Here is a 22,872-nt window from a genome sequence, read left to right on the forward strand (position 1 = left end):
GTGGGTCCTCGTCAGGGAACGATGTGGCCGCCGACGCGGAACAGCTCGTACCATTCGGGACGGGTCAGCTCGATGTCGGCGCCCGCCGCCGCATCCGCCACCCGCCGCGGTGTGGTCGTGCCGAGCACGACCTGCATGTTCGCCGGGTGGCGGGTGATCCACGCCGTGGCGATCGCCGTCGGCGTGACGTCGTACTTCGCTGCGAGGCGGTCGATGACGGCGTTGAGCTCGGCGTAGGCGGGGTTGCCGAGGAACACGCCGTCGAAGAATCCGGCCTGATACGGCGACCAGGCCTGCACGGTGATGCCGTTGATGCGGCAGTAGTCGACGATGCCCCCTCCGTCGAGGACGACGCTCTGCTTCTCCCCCGTCATGTTGGCCGCGATCCCCTGGGCGATGATCGGCGAGTGCGTGATCGACAGCTGCAGCTGGTTCGCCACGAGCGGCTGCTCGACCGCGGTGCGCAGCAGGTCGATCTGGCGGGGTGTGTGGTTCGAGACGCCGAACGCGCGCACCTTCCCGGCCGCCTCCAGCTCGTCGAACGCACGGGCGACCTCGTCGGGTTCCACCAGGGCGTCCGGGCGATGCAGCAGCAGCACATCGATGTAGTCGGTCTGCAGCGCCGAGAGCGACCCCTCGACCTGGGTCATGATGTGCGCATACGAGAAATCGAACATCTGCTGCGACGGCACGATGCCGCACTTGGTCTGCAGCACGATCTCCTCGCGCTCGGCGGCGCTCAGCTGCAGCGCAGCCGCGAAACGGTCCTCGCAGACGTGCATGGCGCCGCCGTAGATGTCTGCGTGATCGAAGAAGTCGATCCCCGCCGAGCGGGCGGTGTCGTACAGCTCGCGCACCTCGACATCCGTCTTCTCGCGGATGCGCATCATCCCGGCGATCACCGCGGGTGCGGTGCGGGTTCCGAACGGGATGGTCTTCATCGTTCCTCCTGAGGTCGCTGACCACGCTACCGGCAGGCGGCCGCCACGTCATCGACCGCGTCGAGATGCGGTCGCGGCGCTAACGTTGCTTGCATGAGCGCACCGATCGACCCCACCTCCACGTCCGCCTGGGCTGAGCTGTCGGCCATCCGGGATTCGTTCTCGCCCGACCTGCGCGGCTGGTTCGCGGCGGATGCGACGCGCGTCGAGCGCCTGTCGCTGCCGCTCGCGGATCTGCATGTCGACCTGTCGAAGAACCTCGTGACCGACGAGATCGTCGGCGCGCTGGTGCGGCTGGCGGAGCAGACCGGGGTCGCGGAGCGCTACGCCGCGATGCTCGAGGGAGCGCACATCAACACCACGGAGGATCGTGCGGTGCTGCACACGGCCCTGCGTCGGCCGGAGGGCGCGTCGCCCGAGCTCGTCGTCGACGGGCAGGACGTGGATGCCGACGTGCAGGACGTGCTGGCATCGCTGTCGGCGTTCGCCGACCGGGTGCGCTCGGGCGATTGGCTGGGCACCACCGGCAAGAAGGTCACGCACGTCGTGAACATCGGCATCGGCGGGTCCGACCTCGGGCCGGTGATGGTCTACGAGGCGCTCAAGCCCTACGCCGACGCCGGTATCGAGGCGCGCTTCGTGTCGAACATCGACCCGACCGACATCGCGCAGAAGACCGCGGATCTCGACCCCGAGACCACTCTGTTCATCGTCGCGTCGAAGACGTTCACCACGCTCGAGACCCTGACCAACGCCCGCCTCGCGCGCGAATGGCTGTGGGCGGGCCTTTCGGCTGCGGGTGCGATAGAGGACGACGACGCGAGCCGAAAGGGAGCCGTCGCGCACCACTTCGTCGCCGTCTCGACCGCGCTCGACAAGGTCGAGGCGTTCGGCATCGACCCGAAGAACGCCTTCGGCTTCTGGGACTGGGTGGGCGGTCGCTACTCGGTCGACTCGGCGATCGGACTGTCGCTCGCCGTGGTCTTCGGCCCGCACGCGTTCCGTGAGCTGCTCGCGGGCTTCCACGCCGTCGACGAGCACGTCCGCACGACCCCGCTCGCGCAGAACGTGCCCGTGCTGATGGGTCTGTTCAACATCTGGTACACGAACTTCCTCGACGCGCAGACCCACGCCGTGCTGCCGTACGCCCAGCAGCTGAGCCGCTTCGCCGCGTATCTGCAGCAGCTGACCATGGAATCGAACGGCAAGTCGGTGCGCTGGGACGGCACGCCCGTCACGACCGACACCGGCGAGGTGTTCTGGGGCGAGCCGGGTACCAACGGTCAGCACGCCTTCTACCAGCTGATCCACCAGGGCACGAGACTGATCCCCGCCGACTTCATCGCCTTCGTCAACCCCGCCTATCCGCTCGCCGATGACGGGCGCGACGTGCACGGGCTCTTCCTCGCGAACTTCCTTGCGCAGACCAAGGCGCTCGCGTTCGGCAAGACCGCCGAGGAGGTCGAGGCGGAGGGCACGACAGGCGCTCTCGTCGCCGCGCGCACGTTCGGCGGCAACCGTCCGACCACGTCGATCTTCGCGCCGTCGCTGACGCCCGCGGTTCTCGGTCAGCTGATCGCGCTGTACGAGCACATCACCTTCACCCAGGGCGTGATATGGGGCATCAACTCCTTCGACCAGTGGGGCGTCGAGCTCGGCAAGCAGCTCGCGCTTCAGATCGCTCCCGCGCTCGAGGGCGATGCGGATGCGCTCGCCGCGCAGGACCCATCCACCAAGGCGCTGCTCGCGTACTACCAGGCCAACCGGAAGCACTGAGTCACCCGCGGTCGTCGTCTCCTCGCGCCAGCCGCTCGAGGAAACGTGCGACGACGTCGCGCTCGCCCGGCGTGAGCTCGGCGACCGCGGCGAACCGGTCGGCGTGCACCCTGCCGACGCTGTCGCGCACCTGCTCGTGCGTGTCGGGGGTGATGCTCACCGTCACCGCGCGCCGATCCGTCGGGTGCGGGGTGCGGGTGACGTGCCCCGCCCTGGCGAGGCGGTCGAGCATCTTCGTCGTCGAGCTCGTCGAGATGCGCAGATGATCGGCGAGCATGCCTGCGGTCACCAGGACGCCGTTGTTGAGCGATGCGACGAGGAAGCGCAGTGCTTCCATGTCGGTCTCGTTGAGCTTCATCTCGGTGCGCGATTGCCAGCTGATGCGCTGCTCGGTCTCCCGCCAGCGGCGCAGAGCCGACAGCACGCGCACGACCTGGTCGATCTCGCTGTCGGACAGGCCCTCGACGCTGACCAGCTGCTGGCCGGGGTCGATCACGCGCGGATCGATCATGGCGCTTGCGCGCGCGGCAGCACCTTCCCTGCGCGAGTTCATGCGCACAGCATATCGGTGCGGCTGCAAGCAAGCCAGGCTATTTGCATGCTCGGCTAGGTAAACCGTGGCATTCTTGCTCGGTGACCATCGCACCGAACAAGTGGCTCAGCCTCGTCTTCATCAGCGTCGCCGTGTCGCTGATCATCGTCGATTCCACGATCGTCAACGTCGCCATCCCGTCGATCGTCGACGAGCTCGCGATCAGCTCGACGCAGGTGCAGTGGGTGCAGGAGAGCTACACGCTCGTGTTCGCCGCACTGCTGCTGGTCTTCGGCACGCTCTCCGACCGGTATGGACGCCGACTGATGCTCCTGGTCGGCATCGCCGTCTTCGTCGTCGCCTCTATGCTCATCGCCCTCGCGCCCACGGGTGATCTCCTGATCGGCGCACGGGTGATTCAGGGAGTCGGCGGCGCCATGGTGCTCCCGACGACGCTGTCGCTCATCAACGCGGGCTTCCGCGGGCGCGAACGCGGCATCGCCTTCGCGGTGTGGGGGTCGACGATCGGCGGCATGGTCGCCCTCGGCCCGCTCCTGGGCGGCTGGTTGACCACCTACTTCTCATGGCGGTGGGCGTTCGGGATCAACATCCCCCTCGGTCTGATCGTCGCCGTGGGCGTGCTCCTCACCGTCGCGGAATCGCGCGATGCTCACGACGGCCGCCGCATCGACGTGGTCGGCGCCGTGCTGTCGGTGCTCGCCAGCGCCGGACTCGTGTTCGGCCTCATCGAGGGCCGCACCTACGGGTGGTGGCTCAGCGAAGGCGAGCGTCGGCTGACGATCGGCGACTGGACCTGGCCGTTCGGCCTCTCCCCCGTTCCGGTGTCGTTCGCCGTCGCGGCGCTCTCGACGGCGCTGTTCATCTGGTGGGGTGTCCGGCGCGCCCGCCGAGGGCAGCCGACGCTGCTCGCGCTGTCGCTGTTCGCGATCCCGTCCTTCCGCAACGGCAACATCGCGGCGCTCATCGTCTCGCTCGGAGAGTTCGGCATCGTGCTGTCGCTGCCGCTGTGGCTGCAGAACGTCGTGGGCTACGACGCCCTGCAGACGGGTTTGGTCCTGCTCGCTCTCGCCGGCGGCTCGTTCGCGGCGAGCGGGTTCTCGGGGGCGATGGGCTCTCGCGTCACGCCGATCACTCTGGTGCGTGCCGGCATCGCGGCCGAGATCGTCGGCGTCGCAGGCCTTGGGCTGGCGATCAGCGCGACGGCGTCGTGGCTGCAGGTGGTGCCCTTCCTCTTCCTCTACGGCATCGGGCTGGGCCTGGCCACCGCGCAGCTGACCGGCGTCGTGCTGAAGGACGTGCCGGTGAGCTTCAGCGGCCAGGGCTCGGGCACGCAGAGCACCGCGAGGCAGATCGGATCGGCGCTGGGAATCGCGGTGCTCGGAACCGTCCTGTTCACGTCGACCGGCGCAGCCCTCGACACACGCCTCGCAGACATCCCGACCCTCCCCGACTCCGCGCGGACGCAGATCGTCGATGCCGTCGTCACGAGTGCGGGCGGCGCGATCCCCGCCCTCGCCGCGCGCGACGCCGCCGTCGGCGCGGCCGCGCGCGAGGCGTTCAGCGACGGCACGCGGACCTCGGCCTTCGCGGCGGCGGGGTTCCTCGCCGTCGGGCTGATCGCGACCCTGCGCCTGGGGTCCGGCTCACGGCGCGACGACGAGAGATCGGATGCCGAGGCCGGCCCCGACCTGGCCGAGACGCAGGACGTCTAGCTCATCCCCGTGCGGTACGAAAGCCCCTCCCGCGCCTCGCGGATGGCTGGTTTGGTGCCTCTCATGGACCAGAAGCTCACCGCACTTCTCATCAACTGCACCCTCAAGCCCTCCCCTGCCGGATCGAGCACAGAGGTGCTCGGCGAGCAGGTGCTCGACGCTCTCGCCGAGCACGGCGTGACCGCCGACCGCATCCGCGCGGTCGACCACGACATCCGCCCCGGGGTGCAGGCCGACATGGGCGACGGCGATCAGTGGCCGTCGCTGCGAGAGCGGGTGCTCGCCGCCGACATCCTCGTGTTCGCCACGCCGACCTGGATGGGGCAGCACTCCAGCGTCGCGCAGCGGGTGCTCGAGCGGCTGGATGCCGAGCTGAGCGAGACCGATGAGCGGGGCCGGCCGACCCTGTTCGACAAGGTCGCGCTCGCGGTCGTGGTCGGCAACGAGGACGGCGCGCACCACATCGCCGCCATCGTCTTCCAATCGCTCAACGACGTGGGCTTCACCATCCCCGCACAGGGCTCGATCTACTGGAACGGCGAGGCGATGGGGTCGACGGATTACAAGGATCTGCCCGAGACGCCCAAGAAGGTCGCCCAGACCATCACGACGGCCGCGTCGAACGCCGCGCACCTCGCTCGTGCCCTGAAGGCGTCCGCGTACCCGAAGGCCTGACCCGAGACTGCGTCGGCGATATCGAACGTTACGCTCCGGGGGCCGACACTCCAGATGTCGGACGCTTCTCCATGATGTGTCCGACATCTGGCGTGTCGGCCCCCGATTCGTCGCAGGTCCACGCCCGCGAAGCGCGGGTCGCGGGTTGCGACAGCGCCTCAGGCGCGGCGGAAGCTCGTGGCTGCGGGACAGTCGAACGGATCGGCGCCGGCTGCGAGACCGACCCGGTTCAGGTACTCGATCACGATCGCGTAGGAACGGCCGAGGCTGGTCTCCGTGTACGGCACGTTGTTCGACGCGCAGTAGTCGCGGACGATCGCGCGGGCCTTCGACAGGTGCGGACGCGGCATGCTCGGGAACAGGTGGTGCTCGACCTGGTAGTTGAGACCGCCCATGAGCGCCGTGGCCCACCATCCGCCGCGGATGTTGCGCGAGGTGCGCACCTGCTTCGAGAAGAAGTCCAGGCGGGCGTGGGGATCGATGATGGGCATGCCCTTGTGGTTCGGTGCGAACGAGGCGCCCATGTAGACCCCGAACACAGCCAGCTGCACACCCATGAACGCGAACGCCATGCCGAGCGGCAGCATCGTGAACACGGGGATCAGGATGATCGCGAAACGGAGAGCGATGATGCCGAGCTCGGTCCAGCGTCCCTTGACCTTCTTCTTGGTGAAGAGGTGCTTCAGTCCGATGTAGTGGAGGTTCAGACCCTCGAGGGTGAGCAGCGGGAAGAACAGCCAGCCCTGCTTGCGGGTGATCAGACGCACCAGGCCGCGCGATTTCGCAGCGTCCTCCTCGAGGAACGAGATGGTGTCGACCTCGATGTCGGGATCCTTGCCGACCTGGTTGGGGTTGCCGTGGTGCTTCGTGTGCTTCGAGTCCCACCACGAGTAGCTCATGCCGATGCTGCCCGCGAGGATGCGCGCGAGCTTGAAGTTCGCCGGTCCCGAGGTCAGGATCTGCCGGTGAGCCGCCTCGTGCGAGAGGAAGGCGATCTGCGTGAAGATGATGCCGAGCGCCGCGGCGATCAGCAGCTGGAACCAGCTGTCGCCGAGCAGGATGAAGCCGGTGACGGCTCCGCCCAGCGCCAGCGCGATGCCGGCGGCGACGAAGATGTAGAACCACGAGGTGCGCTGCAGCAGCCCGGTCTCACGGACCACCTGCGACACCTGCTTGTACGCGTGGGCCATCGGAGGGAACTCCGCGGTGCCGGAATACGTCTGCCGAATCGGTCCGAGAGTCGCTGCTGCGGTGTCGACGTCGGTGTCGATGTGCGTGGAAGTCATGATGCTCTCCTGCCGATCGGATGCCCTTGAGCTGTGTAGCCAAGGGCGGATGCCGATCGCTGGTGCCCACGCTACGCCGGTCGGTATACGGCGGACGGCATGTAGCGGACGACGCAGGCGGCGGCTGTCGTCGCGCACAGAACCGCGGAGAGGGACCGACGCCGAACTGCATCCGTCCCTCTCGCCTCGCTGAAGCGGTTACGAGCTGATGACCGGAGCCCAGGCTCCGATGCCCACCTCCGCGAGCTCGCCGCCGGAAGTGAAGCGCTCCAGCCGGAAGGCATCAAGCACCGGGGACGGCTTTCCAGTAACGATCTCCTCTGCAAGCAGTTCGCCCAGGATGAGCCCGAGCGTTGCACCCGAATGCGTGAACAGGGTAAACAGGTTTGCGATCGGCGACACCGGTCCGACAACGGGCTCACCGTCGCCCGGAATCGGCTTGAGGCCGGCTGCGACTCGCTCGGCGACCAGCGTGGGATGGCCCGCGAGCACACGAGAGCCCTCCTCCAGCAGCCCGCGCACCGACTCCTCCGGCACCGTGAGCGACCCATCCGGCTCGACGACGACCGACTTCTCGGCCCAGTCCGCATCGAGCACGAGGCGTCCATCCGGCATGGGACGCACGGCCACTCGCGGAGTGTTCAGCACGGTCTTCACCCGAGGCTCGACCGGTTGCGTGACGACGACGAAAGCAGCGGGAGTGGCGTCCGGTACCGTAACGCCGAGCGCCGCGAGCTGAGCAGGCACATCGCCGCCGGTCGCCAGTACCACTCGGTCGGCCGCGAGTCCGGTGCCATCGCCGAGCGTGACGCCGACAGCGGCACCGTCCCGCACGTCGACCCGCACGTCTCCCGCGTTCTCGATGACCTCCGCGCCGTCGGCCGACGCCTCGCTGAGGAGAGCGTCGATGAGATCCGGAAGGTTCACCCAGCCTTCACCCCTGTTGAAGATCGCTCCCTCGTCAGATACCGCATCCGCATCCACGTCGGGGGTGAGCGCGGCCACCTGCTCGCGGTCGAGCCACAGCGAGTCGTAACCGCCCGCTCGCTCGTAGTCGAACGTGTCACGGAAGCTCTCGTCTTCCCCGCCCCACTTCAGTGCCCCGTCGAAGCGCAGGTACGAAGCGCTGTCCGGATGCCGTTCACGCCAGGTGCGGTACCGATCGAGGCCAATCAGGCGCAGGTACCGGTACTCCGTCGAGCGAGCGCCCGACGAGTTCAGCCAGGCGATCGAGCGGCCGGACGCGCCGTCCGCGGGTTTCCCCGACGTGACGAGAGTCACGCGGGCGCCGCTGCGCGCGAGGTGGGCTGCCGTGGACGTGCCGAGGATACCGGCACCGATCACGACGACGTGGAGAGGTTGCGAGTTGGTCATCTTTGTCCTTCGTTGTGTTCATGGAGTTCAGCTCGACGCAGCGGCGTGCCGGCGTGCAGTCGCTCGATGATCTCGAGGACGGCGACGGCGTCCGTCGGATCGACCGGAACCGGAGCATGGCCGCGGATCGCGTCGGCGAGGGCGCGGTAGAAGGCGCCGTAATCGCCGCGGAGCGTCGGCAGCGGCTCAAGCGAGCCCTCGATGCCGAAGACCCCCCAACGTTCGGGGGAAGTGAGGCCGTAATCCTCATCAGAGGGCAGGACCCCGGCGTCCAAAGCCGCCTCCTGCCCATCCAACCCGTGGCTCGTGTACCCGTTGAGAGAGCCGAGCACGTGGAATCGCGGGCCGAACTGCGGTGCAAGCGAGTTCATCCACAGGTGCGAGATCGTGCCGGACTCATGCTCCAGCGCGACGAATGCGTCGTCGTCGGCCAGGCCGCCAGGCCTGTTCACCGCGAGCTCGGCGCGCGCCTCGGCAACGGGCCCGAACAGCTGCACGGCCTGGTCGATGAGGTGCGTGCCCAGATCGAACAGGATTCCGCCCCCCTCGGCCACTGACGCCTCGGCCTTCCAGCTCGCTCGGACCTCCGGCTTGTACCACTCGAAGCGCGACTCGAAGCGACGCACCGCCCCGAGCCGGCCGGTCTCGACAAGATCGCGGACAGTCCGAAAGTCGCCGTCCCAGCGCCGGTTCTGGAACACCGTGATCCGGCGTCGGAGCCGCTCGGCATGCGCGATCAGCGCCCGTCCCTCGTCCGAAGCGACCGTGAACGGCTTGTCCACGACCACGTCGAGTCCAGCGTCGAGCGCAGCGGTCGCGATGCCGGCGTGAGTCGCCGGCGGCGTTGCGATCACGACGAGGTCTAGATCGCTGGCCTGCGCCAGCATCTCCTCGACCGTCGCGACCACGGATGCGGACGGATGCCGCCGCGCCGCTTCGCTCGCACGTCCGGTATCGGCCGTGACGATCACGTCGACCGAGTACGCAGGGTCGGCGTGCAGGAACGGCGTGTGGAAGACCCGGCCGGATACTCCGTATCCGACGACGGCGGTGCGGAGGCGGTTGCTTGCAGCTGTCGCCATCACAGCACCTCCGAGAGGAACAGACGCAGGCGGTCGCTCCGCGGATCGTCGAAGATCTGCTCGGGGGTGCCGGCCTCCACGACTCGGCCCTCGTCCATGAAGACGACCTGGTCGGCGACCTTGCGCGCGAAGCCCATCTCGTGCGTCACGACGAGCATCGTCATGCCGCGCTGAGCGAGTTCGGCCATGAGATTGAGCACACCCTTGACCAGTTCAGGGTCGAGAGCGCTCGTGGCCTCGTCGAAGAGCATTACCTCCGGCTCCATGGCGAGTGCGCGCGCGATCGCAACCCGCTGCTGCTGTCCGCCGGAGAGATCGCGGGGACGGTGATCAGCGCGCTCGGCGAGACCGACCTCGGTGAGCCGAGCCAGGGCGATCCGCTCGGCCTCACCCTTCGGCATCCGCTTCACGTTGCGCAGCGCAAGAGCGACGTTCTGCTGGGCGGTGTGGTCGGGGAAGAGATTGAAGTGCTGGAAGACGAGCCCGACCCGGCGGCGCAGTACGTCCGGCTTGAGGGTGAGTGCGTCGTCGTCTGCCAAAAGAACCCTCCCCGCCTTGGGCTCGTGAAGACGGTTCACACCACGCAGGAGAGTGGACTTGCCGGATCCGGACGGCCCGATGATGCAGGTCGTCGTGCCGGGCTCGACGGTGATCGAGACGTCGTTGATGACGTCGATGTCGCCGTAGGCCATGCGGAGGTTCTCGATCAATAGCCGGGAGCCCTCGTAGAAGCGGCCCTCGGTCACGGGCAGGGGCGAGGTGTAGGTCATGTGTTCTCTCCTCGGGTGTAGACCGGGCTGAGGGACTGCTCGGCGACCTCCTCGAGGCCGCTCTTCGGAGGTGTGGGCCTGCGACGTCCCGTGCGGAAGCGGTTGTCGAAGTAGTTCACGAGGTGCGTGAGCGGAACCGTGATCACGAGGTAGAAGACCCCTGCCATGACCAGGGGCGAGAGGTTGCCGGTGAGCACCGCCGCGTCCTGCCCGACGCGGAACAGCTCACGTTCGGAGACCAGCAGCCCCAAGAAGTAGACGAGCGAGGAATCCTTGACGATCGCGATGAACTGGTTGACCAGCGCGGGCAGAACTCGCCGGATGCCCTGCGGCACGACGACCAGGCGCATGGCGGACCCGTAGCTCATGCCGAGGGCCCGGCACGCCTCAAGCTGCCCGCGTTCGACGGACTGGATGCCCGCTCGGAAGATCTCGCCGATGTATGCGCCGGCGATCAGGCTCAGCGCGAGGATGCCGAGTGGGTACGGAGAGGGGCCGAACATCTGTCGGCTCAGCCAGGCGAAGCCCTGGCCGATGAGCAGGATGGTGAGGATCGCGGGCAGTCCGCGGAAGATGTCGGTGTAGATGCGTGCCGGCACGCGCAGCCAGGTGGTGGGGCTCGCGTGGGTATGGCCGTTGATCGTGGACGGGGTAATCGTCATCGCGACTATGTCGGTGGTCGCCTTGTCACCGTACGGACGGGCGGCGACCCGGTATCCATGGCTGCTGCTGTCCGGGGCGGCGCTGGTGTCGATCACGGCGAACATCACGCACGCCCTGGTCGCCGCCGACGACACCGTGCCCGGCATAGTGGCGGCACTCGTGGCATCGGTGCCACCGATCGTACTGCTTGCGGCCACGCACTTGACCGTGGAGCTGGGCCGCTACCGCCGCGCCGTGCCGACCGTCCGCGAGGATGCCGATGTTGCCCCGGCCACGACCCTGGTGCAGGAGGGAAGGTCAGAGCGTACGCCGGTTCGAGCGTTGACGTCCGGAACAATGAGCACAGCAGTCACAGCGGAAGACACGCGCGCAGCATCATCTACGCCGATCCGGGCGCCCACGGATACGGGCGGGACCGAAGAGGCGATCCGATTGAGTAAGCAGGGTCTGTCGAACCGACAGATCGCGATCGAGCTCGGTGTCCATCCGACGACCATCGGACGGTGGCTGAAATCAGTCGGGAAACGGTCCGAGACCATAGTCGAGAAGGAGGAATCATGAACATGGGTGACGACGAGCGGTACATCCCGCTGAAGCAGGATGGCAGGGATGCGGTAGTGACTGTGGCGTCGGGACGAACGGCGGAGCCGGAGCATGTGGAGACGGCGCAAATGGATTCGGACGCGCTGGCTCGCTTGTCGGACCCGGCGTTGGCGGCGCGTCGAGAGCGCATCGCCGCTCAGGTGAAGGACCGTTCGCGGCTGACGTGGATGCCCGCATCGGAACTGATGCGACACAGCAGCCAACGTGCCGCGGACGCGATCAGTCACGGGCAGGCCAGACTGCACCGGGCTGTGCGGGACACCACGGTAGCCGGTACAAGGAAGGTGGCGCAGGCCATCGGCGAGCGGGTACGAGGGTTGGGCACGCCGCGCCCCGTCATCGGGCGACCGCAGCAGAGCCAACCTTTGGTGAGTCGTCAGAGCATCTGAGCGGCACCGCGTCGGAGACCGACGCCTTGTGCACTGCGCAGCGAAGAGCCGGTCGGTAGTGTGCGCTTAAACGCGATGAACGGAGCCGTGATCGCCGGCGCAGCCACGATCATCGCCGTCGACGTGGCGGACAACAAGCTCGAGAAGGCCAAGCTATTCTGTGCCACGCACACCATCAATTCGACCACCACCGATCCGGGGGTCGTCGAAGTACACCGGATCACCGAACGCGGTGCGGATGGCGCGTTCAATTTCGTCAGAATCCCGCCGTCACCCAGCAGGTCCTGGACATAGTTCGCCCGAGTGAAGGCCTATGCTGTACCGGCATCCGGGACCCGACCGCTACAATGCCGATGCAGACGATCGGCCTCATCGGCGCTGAAAAGTGCATCCGGGGCGTCGACATAGGCTCTACTACGCCCGAGCACGACATCCCGCTTTACGCCTACCTGTACCTGCAGGGCCGCTTCCGACTCCACGAGCTCATCTCGAAGGAGATCGCTCTGGACGAAATCGACGCCGGTTGCGACGCGCCGCACGACCCCGCGGTCACCCGTGCGGTGATCACTGGCGGACTCGACTGAGATCCATTCCCCCATAAGACGAGCAATGACGACCGACTGATGAGGATTGTCACAGTTGCCCAATGGCCCGGCGCGCTGTTCGGCTAATGTCAAGTGGTCAACGATTACTCGGAAGGTGCCGGAGGTGTCCCATGGCCTCGTCGAAGAGATCTGCGACGTGATCGTCGAACAGCACGTAGTGGATGTGCCGTCCGTCACGATCACCGCGGACCACGCTGAGATTCCGGAGAAGCCGTAGATGGTTGGAGAGCGTCGTCTGTCCGATACCCAGCTGCGCGCCGAGGTCGGTCACCGTGCTGGGCCGGATGCGCAGCACGCTCAGAATGCGGAGCCGGACCGGTGACGCCAGTGCCCGCATGATCTCCGCCAGCCGCTCGGCATCCCCCGCTGACAGCGGAGCAGACGCCGATTCTGCCGAGTCGGTCATAGTTGACATCCTCCCCTATGAGCACGATTATCATTCACATATATCAACATATCATGTTCTTGTGATGTATTGTCGAAGCATGACCAGCTCGACTGCCACGAACTCGCACGACGCCACAGAGGAACACACACACGGCTCCGCCCGGTGGGAGCTGTGGTTCGCCATCGCCGCGGGAATCACCTACGCCGCGGGCATGATCGCAGAGTATGCGGTCGGCTTGCCGCTGATGGGTCTGCCCTTGGTCCTGTACATCGCCACCTACTTCTTCGGAGGCTTCTTCACCGTCCGCACGGCGGTCTCGTCGACACTGCGGGGCAAGTTCGAGGTCGACTTCCTCATGATCGTCGCCGCGATCGGCGCCGCTCTGATCGGCAAGTGGGCGGAGGGCGCGGTGCTGCTGTTCCTCTTCAGCCTCGGCCATGCCCTCGAGGAATACGCGATGAGCCGCGCCAGCAAGTCGATCGAAGCGCTGGCCGAACTCGCGCCACGGACTGCCCTGGTGCGCCGCGGAGACGACGATCCCGTCGAGGTTCCCGTGGAGCAGATCGCGGTGGGTGATGTCGTTGTGGTCCGCCCGAACTCGAGGATCCCGTCGGACGGGTTCGTGATCGCCGGGATCTCGGCGGTCGATCAGTCGGCGGTCACCGGTGAATCGATGCCCATCGAGAAGGAACCGGTCACGGATCGCGAGCGGGCGATGCGCACCGTGGATACCCTTCCGGCCGCGAATCGCGTGTTCGCCGGCACGGTGAACGGCTCCGGAGTGCTCGAGGTCGTGGTGTCGGCGACAGCCGCGGACTCGACGCTGAGCAAGGTCGTCGAGCTGGTCCGCACGGCCGACCAGGCCGCGTCACCGACGCAGCAGTTCATCAACCGTTTCCAGCGGTGGTACGTGCCCGCGGTGATCCTCGGCGTGGCCGCCACCCTGATGGTCGCGATGTCCGTGTTCTCGCAGCCGTTCACGGATGCCTTCTACCTCGCGATGACCGTCCTCGTCGCCGCGAGCCCGTGCGCACTGGCCATCGCGACGCCGGCCGCCGTTCTCGCTGGAGTCGCCCGAGCGGCCCGCGCCGGCGTGCTGGTCAAGGGCGGCGCTCCGCTAGAGACCCTGGGGCGCGTCAGGGCGATGGCCTTCGACAAGACCGGCACCCTCACCTGGGGCAACCCGCAGGTGACGTCGGTCACTCCCGTGGATGGCGTGGACGGGAGCCTCCTCGTCCCCACACTAGTCGCCGTGGAGTCTCTCAGCGATCACCCGCTCGCAGCAGCGATCGTCCGCGACCTCGCGGGTCAGGTGTCCGAGGCGGAGCGCGTCGAGGCGTCGGACCTCAACGCCGTCGTCGGCCGCGGTGTACGCGCCACGGTCGACGGAGAGATCGTCGAGGTCGGCAACCTGCGGATGTTCGACGAGCAGGGCCTCACCCTCCCCTCGTCAGTCGAGAACGCTTACACGGAGGCGCGCGACTCCGGCCAGACGTTGATGATCGTCCGGCGCGGTGATCGGTTCCTGGGGGTCGTCGGCGTGATGGACACCTCTCGCGCCGAGTCCGCGCAGGTGCTCCGCGTGTTGCGAAGCGCGAACGTCGGCCAGCTCGTGATGATCTCCGGCGACAACCAGCGTGTCGCGGATGCCGTCGGCCGCGAGGTCGGCGTCGACACCGCAATCGGTGAGCTGCTACCGGAGGACAAGGTTGCGCACATCACTCGTCTTGCCGAGACGCATCGCCCCATCGCGATGGTCGGGGACGGCGTGAACGACGCGCCCGCGATGGCTCGCGCGGACATCGGCATCGCGATGGGGGCTGCCGGTTCCACCGTCGCGCTGGAGACCTGTGACATCGCTCTCATGAGCGACGACCTGGGACGCGTCCCGTTCGCCGTGCGTCTGAGCCGCGCGACCAGCCGGATCATCCGTCAGAACCTCATCGCGAGTCTCGCGATCGTCGTCCTCCTGGTGATCGCGACCTTCATCGGGCTGAACATCGGTGCCGTGGTGCTCATCCACGAGGGTTCGACACTCATCGTCGTGGCCAACGCTCTTCGCCTCCTGGGCTTCGAGCGTGGCAAGGAGCACGCTGGCATCGACCACGAAGACCGCCCCTCCCACTGAGGCGGCGGGCGTCTGGCTGCCAAGGGCAGGATCGGGGATCAGCGGTCCGGTGGATCCGCTTCAGGCTTGCGTCCGATCCGTGCTGCGTAGCGTCGCAACCAGACGGACAGGATCATCAGGCCAGCGGCGCCGAGCAGGATGCTCCCTCCGATGATCGCCGCCAGCACTCCCCCGGTCGACGGATCCTCTGACCCGCCGGCAATCCTGTCCGTCGTGGCTGTCGGATCGGTGTGCATCCCGGACATGACGCTCGCCACGGGCGGGTCGGCAGCGAGGGGCTCGGCCACGATCTCGGTCGCTGCGACGGGCGGAAGCGAAACCGAGACCTCCTGGGCGGCTACGGCGGGCAGGCATCCCGACCCCCATATTGACGCCACCAGGACGACACCGCCGAGGATGTGCCGGAACGTCGAAGACGGATTCATGAGAGCGCCCGCCTTACCTACCGGTCAAGATGAGCCACAGCAGCAGCGCATTCAGCACGACGAGGAAGGTCGATGCCGCGATCCCGGCCGCCGTCGTGATTCCGTGATTGCGGAATCTGCCGAGCAATCCCCTGTTCGCAGTCAGGACGACGAGGGGAATCAACGCGAACGGGATGCCGAAGGAGAGCACGACCTGGCTCAGAACCAGCGCGAGTGTCGGATCGACGCCGAAGGCGAGGATCGCGAGAGCTGGGATGAGCGTGATCAGTCGCCGGGTGAGCAGAGGGACTCGGACGCGGAGGAGGCCACGCATGATCTCCGCGCCCGCATACGCTCCGACCGATGTGCTCGCCAGTCCGCTGGCGAGCAGGCCGACCGCGAAGAGCGTCGCGACGGCCGGGCCGATGCCGTCGTGAAGGGCGGCGTATGCGCCCTCGAGCGTGTCGGTTCCGCTCACACCTGCAAGGTTGGCTGCTGCCAGCAACAGGATGCAGAGGTTCACCGTGCCGGCGATCAGCATCGCGATCGTGACATCCCATCGGGTGGCGCGTAGCAGTCCAGAGGTCGAGATCCCGCGGAGGTTCTCCAGGGGCACCCCCCGTGACACCGTCGCGGCCGCTTTCGCTCCGTTCTGCGCCGAGGCTGCAGTGAAGCGGTCTCGCGATAGAGCACTGTGAGCATAGATCGCGTGGGGCATGATCGTCGCCCCGAGGATCGATGCAGCCAGCAGGACTGAATCCGTGCCGTCGAACCGGATCATGAGACCGCTGGCCACTCCGGCGCCGTCGGGGGGCGCCACGAAGACTCCGTAGCCGAATCCGATCGCGATCACCGCAACGAGTCCCATGATGACGAACTCGAATGGCTTGGCGCCACCGCGCGACTGCACGATCAGCAGTGTCATCGACACCGCTCCTGTGATGAGACCTCCCCAGAGCAGTGGCACGCCGAAGAGCAGGTAGAGGGCGACGGCGCCGCCGATCACCTCGGCGATATCGGTAGCCATCGCGACGAGCTCCGCCTGCAGCCAGTACGCGCGCCGCCCCCACGGACTCTGGATTCTGTGGCCCAGCGCTTCTGGAAGGCTCTGACCGGTAACGACACCGAGCTTGGCTGAGAGGTACTGGATCAGCCACGCCATGACGTTGCCCAGGACGACGACCCATACGAGCAGGTAGCCGTATCGGGCGCCCGCGGTCATGTTGCTCGCGACGTTCCCAGGGTCGAGGTAGGCGACCCCTGCAACGAGCGCCGGCCCGATCAGCCATGCCAAGCGACGAGGCGACCGGCGGATCGTCGCCTCGTCAGCAACATGCCCAGCGAGGGCATTTTTCGGCACACCGAAATCATACGTCGACGGGGGCCGAGGAGGAGGGGAAAGCTAGTCGCCGATGGCGCGGTCGAGGGCATCGGTAAGGTCGCTGAGCTGGGTCAGCTCGAGCCTCTCCCCGTCGAGGAAGAACGTCGGCGTGCCGGAGACACCCATCGACTGGCCGTCGACCGAGTCCTCCTCGATCCGTTCCCTGGTGGCCGGGTCCGCGACGGCAGCGTCGTATGCGGCCATGTCGAGCCCCATCCCCTCGGCGAACGTTCGGAACAGGTCGGAGTGGTCGACCTGTTGGTCGCCCCATCCCGACTGGCTCTGGAACATCATGTCGTACATCTCCTCGGCCCGGCCCTGCTGCGCCGCCGCCTCGACGGCGAGGGCAGCGTTCATCGAGTTCACATGGCTGGGAATCGGGAAATACCGGAACGCATAGTTGATCTTCCCGTCGTACTGCTCCCGCACCTGCTCGATTGCGGGGTACACGGCTCCACAGGCTTCGCACTCGAAATCGAGGAACTCCACCAGTGTCGGCGCATCCGGGCCGGCCTCGTCCAGGACGTGCGTGTTGTTCCGGGTGCCCGGCAGCGCACCTTCGGCTCCGGCCGGGTCAGGGGCCTGCGGGCGGGTGGCGATCACGTAGATGGTCGCGGCAATCACGAGGACGAGCACCACGATGATCGAGATCATCGCGGCCCGCAGCGGAGTGCTCATGCGCTTCTTCGGCGGCGGGGTCGGGGCAGAACGGGGCTTCGTCCGGGTGCTCATCAGCGGGGGTGTCCTTCGGGCGAGAGGGCGGGCGGTCAGGGTTGTTCGTCCAGGCCATCCTGGATCAGGACGGAGAAGATGGATACCGCTTTCAGATGGCCGGTAGTGCAGCTCGCAACGAGGCCGCCCCGGTGCGATCTATGCATGCGTCAGCACCGGCTGCAGTTCGGCCGGCTGCTGCAGTCGGGTCGACGCGGGGCGGCGGGCGGCGCGGACGCCGTTGAGGATGACGACGACCTCGGCCACCTCGTGCACGAGTACGACCCCGGCAAGTCCCAGGATGCCGAAGAGGGCGAGGGGGAACAGCACGATGATGATCGCCAGCGCGAGGCCGATGTTGACGGTCATGATGCGGCGGCCGCGGCGGGCGTGGGCGAGGGCGCCGGGGATGAGTCGGAGGTCGTTGCCGGTGAAGGCGATGTCGGCGGACTCGATCGCGGCCGCCGATCCCTTCACGCCCATCGCGATCCCCACCGTGGCGGTCGCGAGGGCGGGGGCGTCGTTGATGCCGTCGCCGACCATCGCGGTGGGACCTTCGGCGACGAGCGCGGCGATGGCGTCGGCCTTGTCCTTCGGGAGCTGCTCGGCGCGCACGTCGGTGACGCCGGCCTGTGCGGCGAGGGCGCGGGCGGTGCGCTCGTTGTCGCCGGTGAGCATGACGGTGCGGATGCCCTGGGCGTTCAGCATCCGGATGGTCTCGGCCGCTTCCGGGCGCAGCTCGTCGCGGACGCCGAGGAGCCCGGCGATCTGGCCGTCGGCTTCGACCACGACGACGGTCATCCCCGCGCCGGCCATGTCGTCGGCCCTGCCCAGCAGCGGGCCGGGGTTCAGCCAGCGCACGTTGCCGACCCGCACGCGGGTGGCGCCGACCCGGCCGATGACGCCGTGCCCGGCCTCCTCGACGACGTCCTCGCCGGGGGCGGTGCCGGGGGCGGCGGCGATGATCGCCGCCGCGAGCGGGTGGGTGCTGGTCGCCTCGAGCGCTGCGGCGAGGGCGAGCACGCCGTCGCGCGTGTGGCCCGGGGCGGCTTCGATCTCGACGACCTGGGGCTCGTTGCGGGTGAGGGTGCCGGTCTTGTCGAGCGCGACGGTACGGATCGTGCCGAACTGCTCGAAGGCCTCGCCGGACTTGATCACGACGCCGAACTTCGACGCCGACCCGATCGCGCTGATCACGGTCACCGGCACGGCGATGGCCAGCGCGCAGGGCGAGGCGGCGACGAGCACGACCAGCGCCCGCTCGATCCACAGGCCGGGATCGCCGACGATGAATCCGAAGACGGCGACCAGCGCGGCGGCGATCAGCACGATCGGCACCAGGGGGCGGGCGATGCGGTCGGCCAGACGGGCGCGTTCGCCCTTGCGGGCGTGGGCCTGCTCGACGAGCTCGACGATCTGGGTGAGCGAGTTGTCCCGGCCGTCGGCGGTGGCCTCGATCCGCAGTGTGGCCGACCCGTTCACGGAGCCGGCGGCGACCTCGCTGCCGGGGCCGACCTCGACCGGGATGGACTCCCCCGTGATCGCCGAGGTGTCCAGGCTCGAGCGGCCCTCGACGACGACGCCGTCGGTAGCGACCCGCTCCCCCGCGCCGACGACAAGGATGTCGAGCTCCCGGACCTCCGCGGCCGGGATCGTGACGTCGCCGGCCAGGCGGGAGGCGCGGACCGAGTCCGGGATCAGCGCGAGCAGAGCCCGCAGGCCCTCCTTCGCCCGGTCCATGGCCCGGTCCTCGAGTGCCTCGGCGAGGGAGAACAGGAACGCCAGGGTCGCCGCCTCGCCGACGTGGCCGAGGGCGACCGCGCCGACGGCGGCGATCGTCATCAGCAGGCCGACGCCGAGGCGTCCGCGTAGCAGCCGGCGGATCGCACCGGGCACGAACGTGTACGCGCCGGCGAGCAGCGCGATCCACTGCAGCACCAGTGCCGGAACCGGCACTCCTGACCACTCGAAGAGGTATCCGGCCAGGAGTGTCACTCCGGCGATGGCGGACGGGAGCAGCGCCGGGTCACGCCACCATGGCGGCCGCACCTCGTGCTCGATCTCGCCGTGCTCGTCATCGTGGCCGTGCGCCGCCTCATCCGGGCCGCAGCACGCGTCACCAGCGTCATGACGGGCGGGAGCCTTCCGCTGCACGGCATCAGGCTCGGGGCCGCAGCAGGCGTCTCCCGAGGGCGGCAGTGTACGCAGCGGGATCCGCCGCACCGTCGCCACGGGCTTGCGAGGCTCGTCCGGGCCGCAGCACTCCTCGCTCACCGGTCCCCCTCCCCTGCTGCCTCGTCGACGGGCGCGCAGCACAGCGGCACGTCGCAGTGCTCGTCCATGCAGGGCTCGCCGTCGTCATAGGCGAGCACAGTGTCGACCAGCAGGGTGATGACCTTGGTGAGGTGCGGGTCGGCGATCTCGTACCGGGTCTGCCGCCCTTCCGGCGTCGCCACGACGATCCCGCACCCGCGCAGACACGCCAGATGGTTCGACACGTTCGTGCGCGTCAGCCCCAGGGACTCCGACAGACGCGCGGGATACCCAGGTCCGGACAGCAGTTCGAGCAGGATCCGCGACCGGGTCGGATCGGCCATCGCCCGACCCAGCCGGTTCATGACGTCAACGCGCGAAGCAATAGTCAGCATGCAATGACTATACATCGTCAGCTGAACAATGTGCCGGCTGGGATGGTCATTCTCCGCGAGGCCGGGTTATCTCTACATCTTGTAGTAGATTCTGCCGTGTGATCGGCTCCCCTTGGAATCTCATTCTCACGCTCGCGTTCGCCTTCACGGGCTTAGTCTGTGCGTTCGATCTGGCTGGTCGGCTGGGGCGGATTCGGCGCAAGCAGGCTCGGTTCGGCGGGGAGATCCTGATCGACCTCAACCACCTCCTGATGTCTGCGGCGATGATCTGGATGGCGTGGTCTATGGAGTCCGAGCTCGCCCTGTGGGTGCAGGCTGGCCTGTTCACCGTCCTGACGATCGCGCTCCTGCCGTCGATTCGCCGGGGGGAGACGGCAGCGCAGCGTGTCGACCTGGTCGGGCACGTTCTTCTGAATGCGGCAATGGTCTGGATGCTCGCGGCGATGCCGCTGCTGATGGCAGGAATGGGCATGAGTCATGCACCGGAGGCGGGCATGACCACAAGGCATGAGACCGTGGCGGACGCCGGCCTCACCCTGATGAGCACCCCGGCGTGGGCTGACGCGATCAACGCATGCTTCGTGGTTCTCAGCGTCGCTGCATTCGGGTGGTGGACTTACCGCTCCATCGCCTCTCGCCATCACCGGCTGCATGTCGCCTGTCATGCGGTGATGGCGGCGGGGATGGCGGCGATGTTGCTGTTGATGAATGGGTGACCCCCTGGAGCCTGATCCGGATATCCGCATCTTGTAGAGTTTCCGCGAGGAGGCGATCGATGCCCGGTGAACGCACGCGTGAACGCGGCGAGCTCGAGTCGGAGATCATGCGCATCCTCTGGGACTCCGCCCAGCCAGTGAGCGCGCGGGAGATCCAGGAACAGTTCACGGGTCACACGCCCGCGTACACCACGGTGATGACGGCGCTGGAGCGGTTGCATCAGAAGGGGCAGGTCGTCCGCTCCGGGGACTCGCCCCGAAAGGTTCGCTTCCATGCGGCGCAGAGCGAGGATGAGCACGCCAGCGTGTCCATGATGACCGCCTTGGACGGTGCCGAGGATCGCCAGGCGGCGCTGCTGAGCTTCGCGGGCAACCTCGCGGCAGAGGACGTCGAGCTCCTTCGCGCGGCGATCACGTCAGGATCCTCGCGGAAGCGTCGGTGACGCCGTGATCACCGCTGGCGCCCTTCTTGCCGCGTCCGTCTTGGTCCTCATGCTCGCTCCGCGCGTGCTGACCGTTGGGCACTGGCAGGTGCGGCATCCGCGGATCGCTCTGACGCTGTGGTTCGGGGCGTTCTTCGGCGGTGGCGTGCTGGTCCTCGGCTCCGTCGTCACGACGATCGCCGCGGCTCTGAACGCCGGAGCGGCACCCACTGCGGCCGAGGCGATCATGGTCACGATGGCCGCGTGGCTCGGGGTCGGTGCGATCGGTGCCGGGATCGCGTTCGTCGGCGTGTCGGCTGAGCCTCTGGCTCACTCCCACCAGCAGGCGCTCGCTCGTCTGGTCCCGATTGCGGTCGCGCGTGAGGAGCGCCGCGGGTTCACCTTGGTTTGGTTCGACGCCCCCTCCCCTGTGGCGTGCGCCGCGCCGGGGAGACCCGCGGAGATCCTGGTGTCCTCCGGTATGCGGGATCTGCTGACGGCGCCACAGCTGCAGGCGGTGATCGCGCACGAGTACGCCCATCTGCGTCTTCGCCATGGCTGGGCGATGCGCATCGCCGAGCTGAATGCCCTGTGCCTCCCTCGAGCACTGCGAGCGGGCCGCGGCCTCAAGCGCGCCACGAGCCTGCTGATCGAGCTGGTCGCGGATGACGCCGCGGCACGGCAGGCGGGAGCCGCGCACCTCGCCAACGCCCTGACCCGGCTCGCGGCCGCGACGGACGACCCCGGCCTGGCTGTCAGAGCCGAGCGCCTCACGCTCCGGCGCTGGCCGACGGCGGCGCGCCGCCGGCTGCCGGAGCCGATCCGGATCTGACACCGGAGAGGCCAGCATCCGGACGCGACCTTCCGCAGGCCTTCGCGTCAGGTGCGGGCGATCTTGCCGACGCCGGGGATGAACCGGCCGACCGTTTGCGCGTAGTCGAGATACGCGGTGCCGTGGGTGTCGATCAAGTAGGGCTCTTCGACGGCGCGCACTTGCAGTTCGATGGCGAGGATCAGGATGACAGCGGCAGCGATGGCGACCGGGTTCGGGGCGATCAGGGCGAGGCCGATCGCGGTGAGGATGACGGCGGTGAAGATCGGGTTGCGGACGATGGCGAACATGCCGTCTCGAACGAGCTCGGTGGTCTCATCGTGGTCGACGCCGACGCGCCATGACCGGCCCATCGCCTGCTGCGCGACCAGGGTGATCGCTGCTCCGACGAGGGTGACGACGATCCCCGCGATGAACACCGGAGTGCTGTCCAGGACGGCGATTGGTCGCATGGCGCCGGTCAGCTGCAGGATCGGTGCGGCGAGGCCGGTCAGGACGGCGACGGCGAACAGGACTCCGCCCCACCAGCCCGCTGATCCTGGCTGTTCGGTGAAGCCGTTGAATCCGGTGGTGCCGGTGCCTCGGTAGAGCAGCCATGCGCGCAGCCCGAACGTGACAAGCAGGTAGGCCAAGTACAGGCCCAGAGCGATTGCCGCGGCGATCATCACACCCCTCCCTCATTGGTCACCAGCCGATGTACGGTCAGTATAAGCTGACTATTGTTCGGGGCGTGAGGACAGTGAGTAAGCGGGGCTCGACCCCCGTAATCTCCACAACTACATGATGTAGAGTTGCGTGGATTGTCGCGGGAAG

The 22,872-nt window shown here is 67.8% G+C and carries 25 protein-coding genes; 11 read left to right on the plus strand and 14 right to left on the minus strand.

Going from position 1 to position 22,872, the window contains the following annotated elements; genetic code table 11:
• Positions 1-11 precede the first annotated feature (11 nt).
• Positions 12-941, minus strand: coding sequence for an aldo/keto reductase (locus tag AB0O65_RS13270; RefSeq protein WP_363385757.1), 930 nt, complete (start codon positions 939-941; stop codon positions 12-14).
• A 93-nt stretch (positions 942-1,034) separates the two neighbouring features.
• Between AB0O65_RS13270 and pgi the strand changes: the two genes are divergently transcribed.
• A complete protein-coding gene (pgi, locus tag AB0O65_RS13275; protein ID WP_363385760.1) occupies positions 1,035-2,717 on the plus strand; it encodes a glucose-6-phosphate isomerase in 1,683 nt (560 codons plus the stop codon).
• Position 2,718: 1 nt separating this feature from the next.
• Here pgi and AB0O65_RS13280 read toward each other — a convergent pair whose 3' ends face one another.
• Positions 2,719-3,270: a MarR family transcriptional regulator gene (locus AB0O65_RS13280; protein ID WP_071644228.1), complete on the minus strand. Its 552-nt coding sequence runs from the start codon at positions 3,268-3,270 to the stop codon at positions 2,719-2,721.
• 80 nt (positions 3,271-3,350) lie between these two features.
• On the opposite strand from AB0O65_RS13280, the gene AB0O65_RS13285 reads away from it, so the two are divergent.
• Positions 3,351-4,982 carry an MFS transporter gene (locus AB0O65_RS13285; protein ID WP_363385765.1) on the plus strand — a complete coding sequence of 544 codons (1,632 nt, stop codon included), beginning with the start codon at positions 3,351-3,353 and terminating at the stop codon, positions 4,980-4,982.
• 63 nt (positions 4,983-5,045) lie between these two features.
• Positions 5,046-5,657 (plus strand): NAD(P)H-dependent oxidoreductase, encoded by a 612-nt coding sequence (locus tag AB0O65_RS13290; RefSeq protein ID WP_363385768.1) that lies wholly within the window; start codon positions 5,046-5,048, stop codon positions 5,655-5,657.
• 158 nt (positions 5,658-5,815) lie between these two features.
• On the opposite strand, the gene AB0O65_RS13295 is transcribed toward AB0O65_RS13290, so the two are convergent.
• The 5 genes from AB0O65_RS13295 to AB0O65_RS13315 all read right to left on the minus strand — a co-directional run bounded on the left by AB0O65_RS13295 (position 5,816) and on the right by AB0O65_RS13315 (position 10,936).
• The gene (locus AB0O65_RS13295; RefSeq protein ID WP_313480359.1) at positions 5,816-6,943 is read right to left on the minus strand and encodes an acyl-CoA desaturase; all 1,128 of its coding nucleotides are present in this window, start codon (positions 6,941-6,943) and stop codon (positions 5,816-5,818) included.
• 198 nt (positions 6,944-7,141) lie between these two features.
• Positions 7,142-8,317, minus strand: coding sequence for an FAD-binding oxidoreductase (locus AB0O65_RS13300; protein WP_363385771.1), 1,176 nt, complete (start codon positions 8,315-8,317; stop codon positions 7,142-7,144).
• The gene (locus tag AB0O65_RS13305; RefSeq protein WP_363385774.1) at positions 8,314-9,399 is read right to left on the minus strand and encodes a Gfo/Idh/MocA family oxidoreductase; all 1,086 of its coding nucleotides are present in this window, start codon (positions 9,397-9,399) and stop codon (positions 8,314-8,316) included. The genes AB0O65_RS13300 and AB0O65_RS13305 overlap by 4 nt, the downstream gene beginning before the upstream one ends.
• Complete coding sequence (locus AB0O65_RS13310) at positions 9,399-10,169, minus strand: amino acid ABC transporter ATP-binding protein (protein WP_191713113.1); 771 nt, start codon at positions 10,167-10,169, stop codon at positions 9,399-9,401. Before AB0O65_RS13310 ends, AB0O65_RS13305 begins: the two co-directional genes overlap by 1 nt.
• Complete coding sequence (locus AB0O65_RS13315) at positions 10,166-10,936, minus strand: amino acid ABC transporter permease (protein ID WP_363385779.1); 771 nt, start codon at positions 10,934-10,936, stop codon at positions 10,166-10,168. Before AB0O65_RS13315 ends, AB0O65_RS13310 begins: the two co-directional genes overlap by 4 nt.
• On the opposite strand from AB0O65_RS13315, the gene AB0O65_RS13320 reads away from it, so the two are divergent.
• The 4 genes from AB0O65_RS13320 to AB0O65_RS13335 all read left to right on the plus strand — a co-directional run bounded on the left by AB0O65_RS13320 (position 10,839) and on the right by AB0O65_RS13335 (position 12,408).
• A complete protein-coding gene (locus AB0O65_RS13320) occupies positions 10,839-11,393 on the plus strand; it encodes a helix-turn-helix domain-containing protein (protein ID WP_363385782.1) in 555 nt (184 codons plus the stop codon). The two genes, AB0O65_RS13315 and AB0O65_RS13320, sit on opposite strands and share 98 nt — an antisense overlap.
• On the plus strand, positions 11,390-11,824 hold the full coding sequence (locus AB0O65_RS13325; RefSeq protein WP_363385785.1) for a hypothetical protein: 435 nt from the start codon (positions 11,390-11,392) through the stop codon (positions 11,822-11,824). The genes AB0O65_RS13320 and AB0O65_RS13325 overlap by 4 nt, the downstream gene beginning before the upstream one ends.
• Positions 11,825-11,899: 75 nt before the next feature.
• Positions 11,900-12,118 carry a zinc-binding dehydrogenase gene (locus AB0O65_RS13330; RefSeq protein WP_071644186.1) on the plus strand — a complete coding sequence of 73 codons (219 nt, stop codon included), beginning with the start codon at positions 11,900-11,902 and terminating at the stop codon, positions 12,116-12,118.
• A 59-nt stretch (positions 12,119-12,177) separates the two neighbouring features.
• Complete coding sequence (locus tag AB0O65_RS13335; protein WP_071644184.1) at positions 12,178-12,408, plus strand: hypothetical protein; 231 nt, start codon at positions 12,178-12,180, stop codon at positions 12,406-12,408.
• 97 nt (positions 12,409-12,505) lie between these two features.
• Here AB0O65_RS13335 and AB0O65_RS13340 read toward each other — a convergent pair whose 3' ends face one another.
• Positions 12,506-12,835, minus strand: a complete 330-nt coding sequence (locus AB0O65_RS13340; protein WP_363385790.1) for a metalloregulator ArsR/SmtB family transcription factor — start codon at positions 12,833-12,835, stop codon at positions 12,506-12,508.
• A 79-nt stretch (positions 12,836-12,914) separates the two neighbouring features.
• Here AB0O65_RS13340 and AB0O65_RS13345 point away from each other — a divergent pair, with 79 nt between their 5' ends.
• A complete protein-coding gene (locus AB0O65_RS13345) occupies positions 12,915-14,945 on the plus strand; it encodes a heavy metal translocating P-type ATPase (protein ID WP_363385793.1) in 2,031 nt (676 codons plus the stop codon).
• Between the two features lie 38 nt (positions 14,946-14,983).
• Here the strand turns inward: AB0O65_RS13345 and AB0O65_RS13350 are convergent, their stop codons facing one another.
• From AB0O65_RS13350 to AB0O65_RS13370, 5 genes are all read right to left on the minus strand, one after another.
• Positions 14,984-15,370 carry a hypothetical protein gene (locus AB0O65_RS13350; protein WP_363385796.1) on the minus strand — a complete coding sequence of 129 codons (387 nt, stop codon included), beginning with the start codon at positions 15,368-15,370 and terminating at the stop codon, positions 14,984-14,986.
• A 13-nt stretch (positions 15,371-15,383) separates the two neighbouring features.
• Positions 15,384-16,664 (minus strand): Nramp family divalent metal transporter, encoded by a 1,281-nt coding sequence (locus AB0O65_RS13355; protein WP_363385927.1) that lies wholly within the window; start codon positions 16,662-16,664, stop codon positions 15,384-15,386.
• 87 nt (positions 16,665-16,751) lie between these two features.
• Positions 16,752-17,408: a thioredoxin domain-containing protein gene (locus tag AB0O65_RS13360; protein WP_363385799.1), complete on the minus strand. Its 657-nt coding sequence runs from the start codon at positions 17,406-17,408 to the stop codon at positions 16,752-16,754.
• Between the two features lie 192 nt (positions 17,409-17,600).
• Positions 17,601-19,490 carry a cation-translocating P-type ATPase gene (locus tag AB0O65_RS13365; protein ID WP_363385930.1) on the minus strand — a complete coding sequence of 630 codons (1,890 nt, stop codon included), beginning with the start codon at positions 19,488-19,490 and terminating at the stop codon, positions 17,601-17,603.
• Between the two features lie 221 nt (positions 19,491-19,711).
• The gene (locus AB0O65_RS13370) at positions 19,712-20,089 is read right to left on the minus strand and encodes a metalloregulator ArsR/SmtB family transcription factor (protein ID WP_363385802.1); all 378 of its coding nucleotides are present in this window, start codon (positions 20,087-20,089) and stop codon (positions 19,712-19,714) included.
• Between the two features lie 98 nt (positions 20,090-20,187).
• Here AB0O65_RS13370 and AB0O65_RS13375 point away from each other — a divergent pair, with 98 nt between their 5' ends.
• Genes AB0O65_RS13375 through AB0O65_RS13385 form a run of 3 tightly spaced genes read left to right on the plus strand, consistent with a single transcriptional unit; the run spans position 20,188 to position 22,059 of the window.
• A complete protein-coding gene (locus AB0O65_RS13375) occupies positions 20,188-20,805 on the plus strand; it encodes a DUF5134 domain-containing protein (RefSeq protein ID WP_363385805.1) in 618 nt (205 codons plus the stop codon).
• Positions 20,806-20,864: 59 nt separating this feature from the next.
• Positions 20,865-21,248 (plus strand): BlaI/MecI/CopY family transcriptional regulator, encoded by a 384-nt coding sequence (locus AB0O65_RS13380; protein WP_363385933.1) that lies wholly within the window; start codon positions 20,865-20,867, stop codon positions 21,246-21,248.
• A 49-nt stretch (positions 21,249-21,297) separates the two neighbouring features.
• Positions 21,298-22,059 (plus strand): M48 family metalloprotease, encoded by a 762-nt coding sequence (locus tag AB0O65_RS13385; protein ID WP_363385808.1) that lies wholly within the window; start codon positions 21,298-21,300, stop codon positions 22,057-22,059.
• Positions 22,060-22,106: 47 nt separating this feature from the next.
• Here AB0O65_RS13385 and AB0O65_RS13390 read toward each other — a convergent pair whose 3' ends face one another.
• Positions 22,107-22,724, minus strand: a complete 618-nt coding sequence (locus AB0O65_RS13390) for an isoprenylcysteine carboxylmethyltransferase family protein (RefSeq protein ID WP_292735371.1) — start codon at positions 22,722-22,724, stop codon at positions 22,107-22,109.
• Positions 22,725-22,872: the final 148 nt, after the last annotated feature.

Origin of the sequence: Microbacterium sp. NPDC077391, from assembly GCF_040686955.1 — a bacterium.
GTDB lineage: Bacteria > Actinomycetota > Actinomycetes > Actinomycetales > Microbacteriaceae > Microbacterium > Microbacterium commune.

Coding starts and splice junctions, on each gene's coding strand:
- AB0O65_RS13270 (WP_363385757.1), bottom strand. CDS start 941: ATGAAGACCATCCCGTTCGGAACCCGCACCGCACCCGCGGTGATCGCC.
- pgi (WP_363385760.1), top strand. CDS start 1,035: ATGAGCGCACCGATCGACCCCACCTCCACGTCCGCCTGGGCTGAGCTG.
- AB0O65_RS13280 (WP_071644228.1), bottom strand. CDS start 3,270: ATGAACTCGCGCAGGGAAGGTGCTGCCGCGCGCGCAAGCGCCATGATC.
- AB0O65_RS13290 (WP_363385768.1), top strand. CDS start 5,046: ATGGACCAGAAGCTCACCGCACTTCTCATCAACTGCACCCTCAAGCCC.
- AB0O65_RS13295 (WP_313480359.1), bottom strand. CDS start 6,943: ATGACTTCCACGCACATCGACACCGACGTCGACACCGCAGCAGCGACT.
- AB0O65_RS13300 (WP_363385771.1), bottom strand. CDS start 8,317: ATGACCAACTCGCAACCTCTCCACGTCGTCGTGATCGGTGCCGGTATC.
- AB0O65_RS13305 (WP_363385774.1), bottom strand. CDS start 9,399: ATGGCGACAGCTGCAAGCAACCGCCTCCGCACCGCCGTCGTCGGATAC.
- AB0O65_RS13310 (WP_191713113.1), bottom strand. CDS start 10,169: ATGACCTACACCTCGCCCCTGCCCGTGACCGAGGGCCGCTTCTACGAG.
- AB0O65_RS13320 (WP_363385782.1), top strand. CDS start 10,839: ATGTCGGTGGTCGCCTTGTCACCGTACGGACGGGCGGCGACCCGGTAT.
- AB0O65_RS13315 (WP_363385779.1), bottom strand. CDS start 10,936: ATGTTCGCCGTGATCGACACCAGCGCCGCCCCGGACAGCAGCAGCCAT.
- AB0O65_RS13325 (WP_363385785.1), top strand. CDS start 11,390: ATGAACATGGGTGACGACGAGCGGTACATCCCGCTGAAGCAGGATGGC.
- AB0O65_RS13330 (WP_071644186.1), top strand. CDS start 11,900: ATGAACGGAGCCGTGATCGCCGGCGCAGCCACGATCATCGCCGTCGAC.
- AB0O65_RS13335 (WP_071644184.1), top strand. CDS start 12,178: ATGCAGACGATCGGCCTCATCGGCGCTGAAAAGTGCATCCGGGGCGTC.
- AB0O65_RS13340 (WP_363385790.1), bottom strand. CDS start 12,835: ATGACCGACTCGGCAGAATCGGCGTCTGCTCCGCTGTCAGCGGGGGAT.
- AB0O65_RS13345 (WP_363385793.1), top strand. CDS start 12,915: ATGACCAGCTCGACTGCCACGAACTCGCACGACGCCACAGAGGAACAC.
- AB0O65_RS13350 (WP_363385796.1), bottom strand. CDS start 15,370: ATGAATCCGTCTTCGACGTTCCGGCACATCCTCGGCGGTGTCGTCCTG.
- AB0O65_RS13360 (WP_363385799.1), bottom strand. CDS start 17,408: ATGAGCACTCCGCTGCGGGCCGCGATGATCTCGATCATCGTGGTGCTC.
- AB0O65_RS13370 (WP_363385802.1), bottom strand. CDS start 20,089: ATGCTGACTATTGCTTCGCGCGTTGACGTCATGAACCGGCTGGGTCGG.
- AB0O65_RS13380 (WP_363385933.1), top strand. CDS start 20,865: ATGCCCGGTGAACGCACGCGTGAACGCGGCGAGCTCGAGTCGGAGATC.
- AB0O65_RS13385 (WP_363385808.1), top strand. CDS start 21,298: ATGCTCGCTCCGCGCGTGCTGACCGTTGGGCACTGGCAGGTGCGGCAT.
- AB0O65_RS13390 (WP_292735371.1), bottom strand. CDS start 22,724: ATGATCGCCGCGGCAATCGCTCTGGGCCTGTACTTGGCCTACCTGCTT.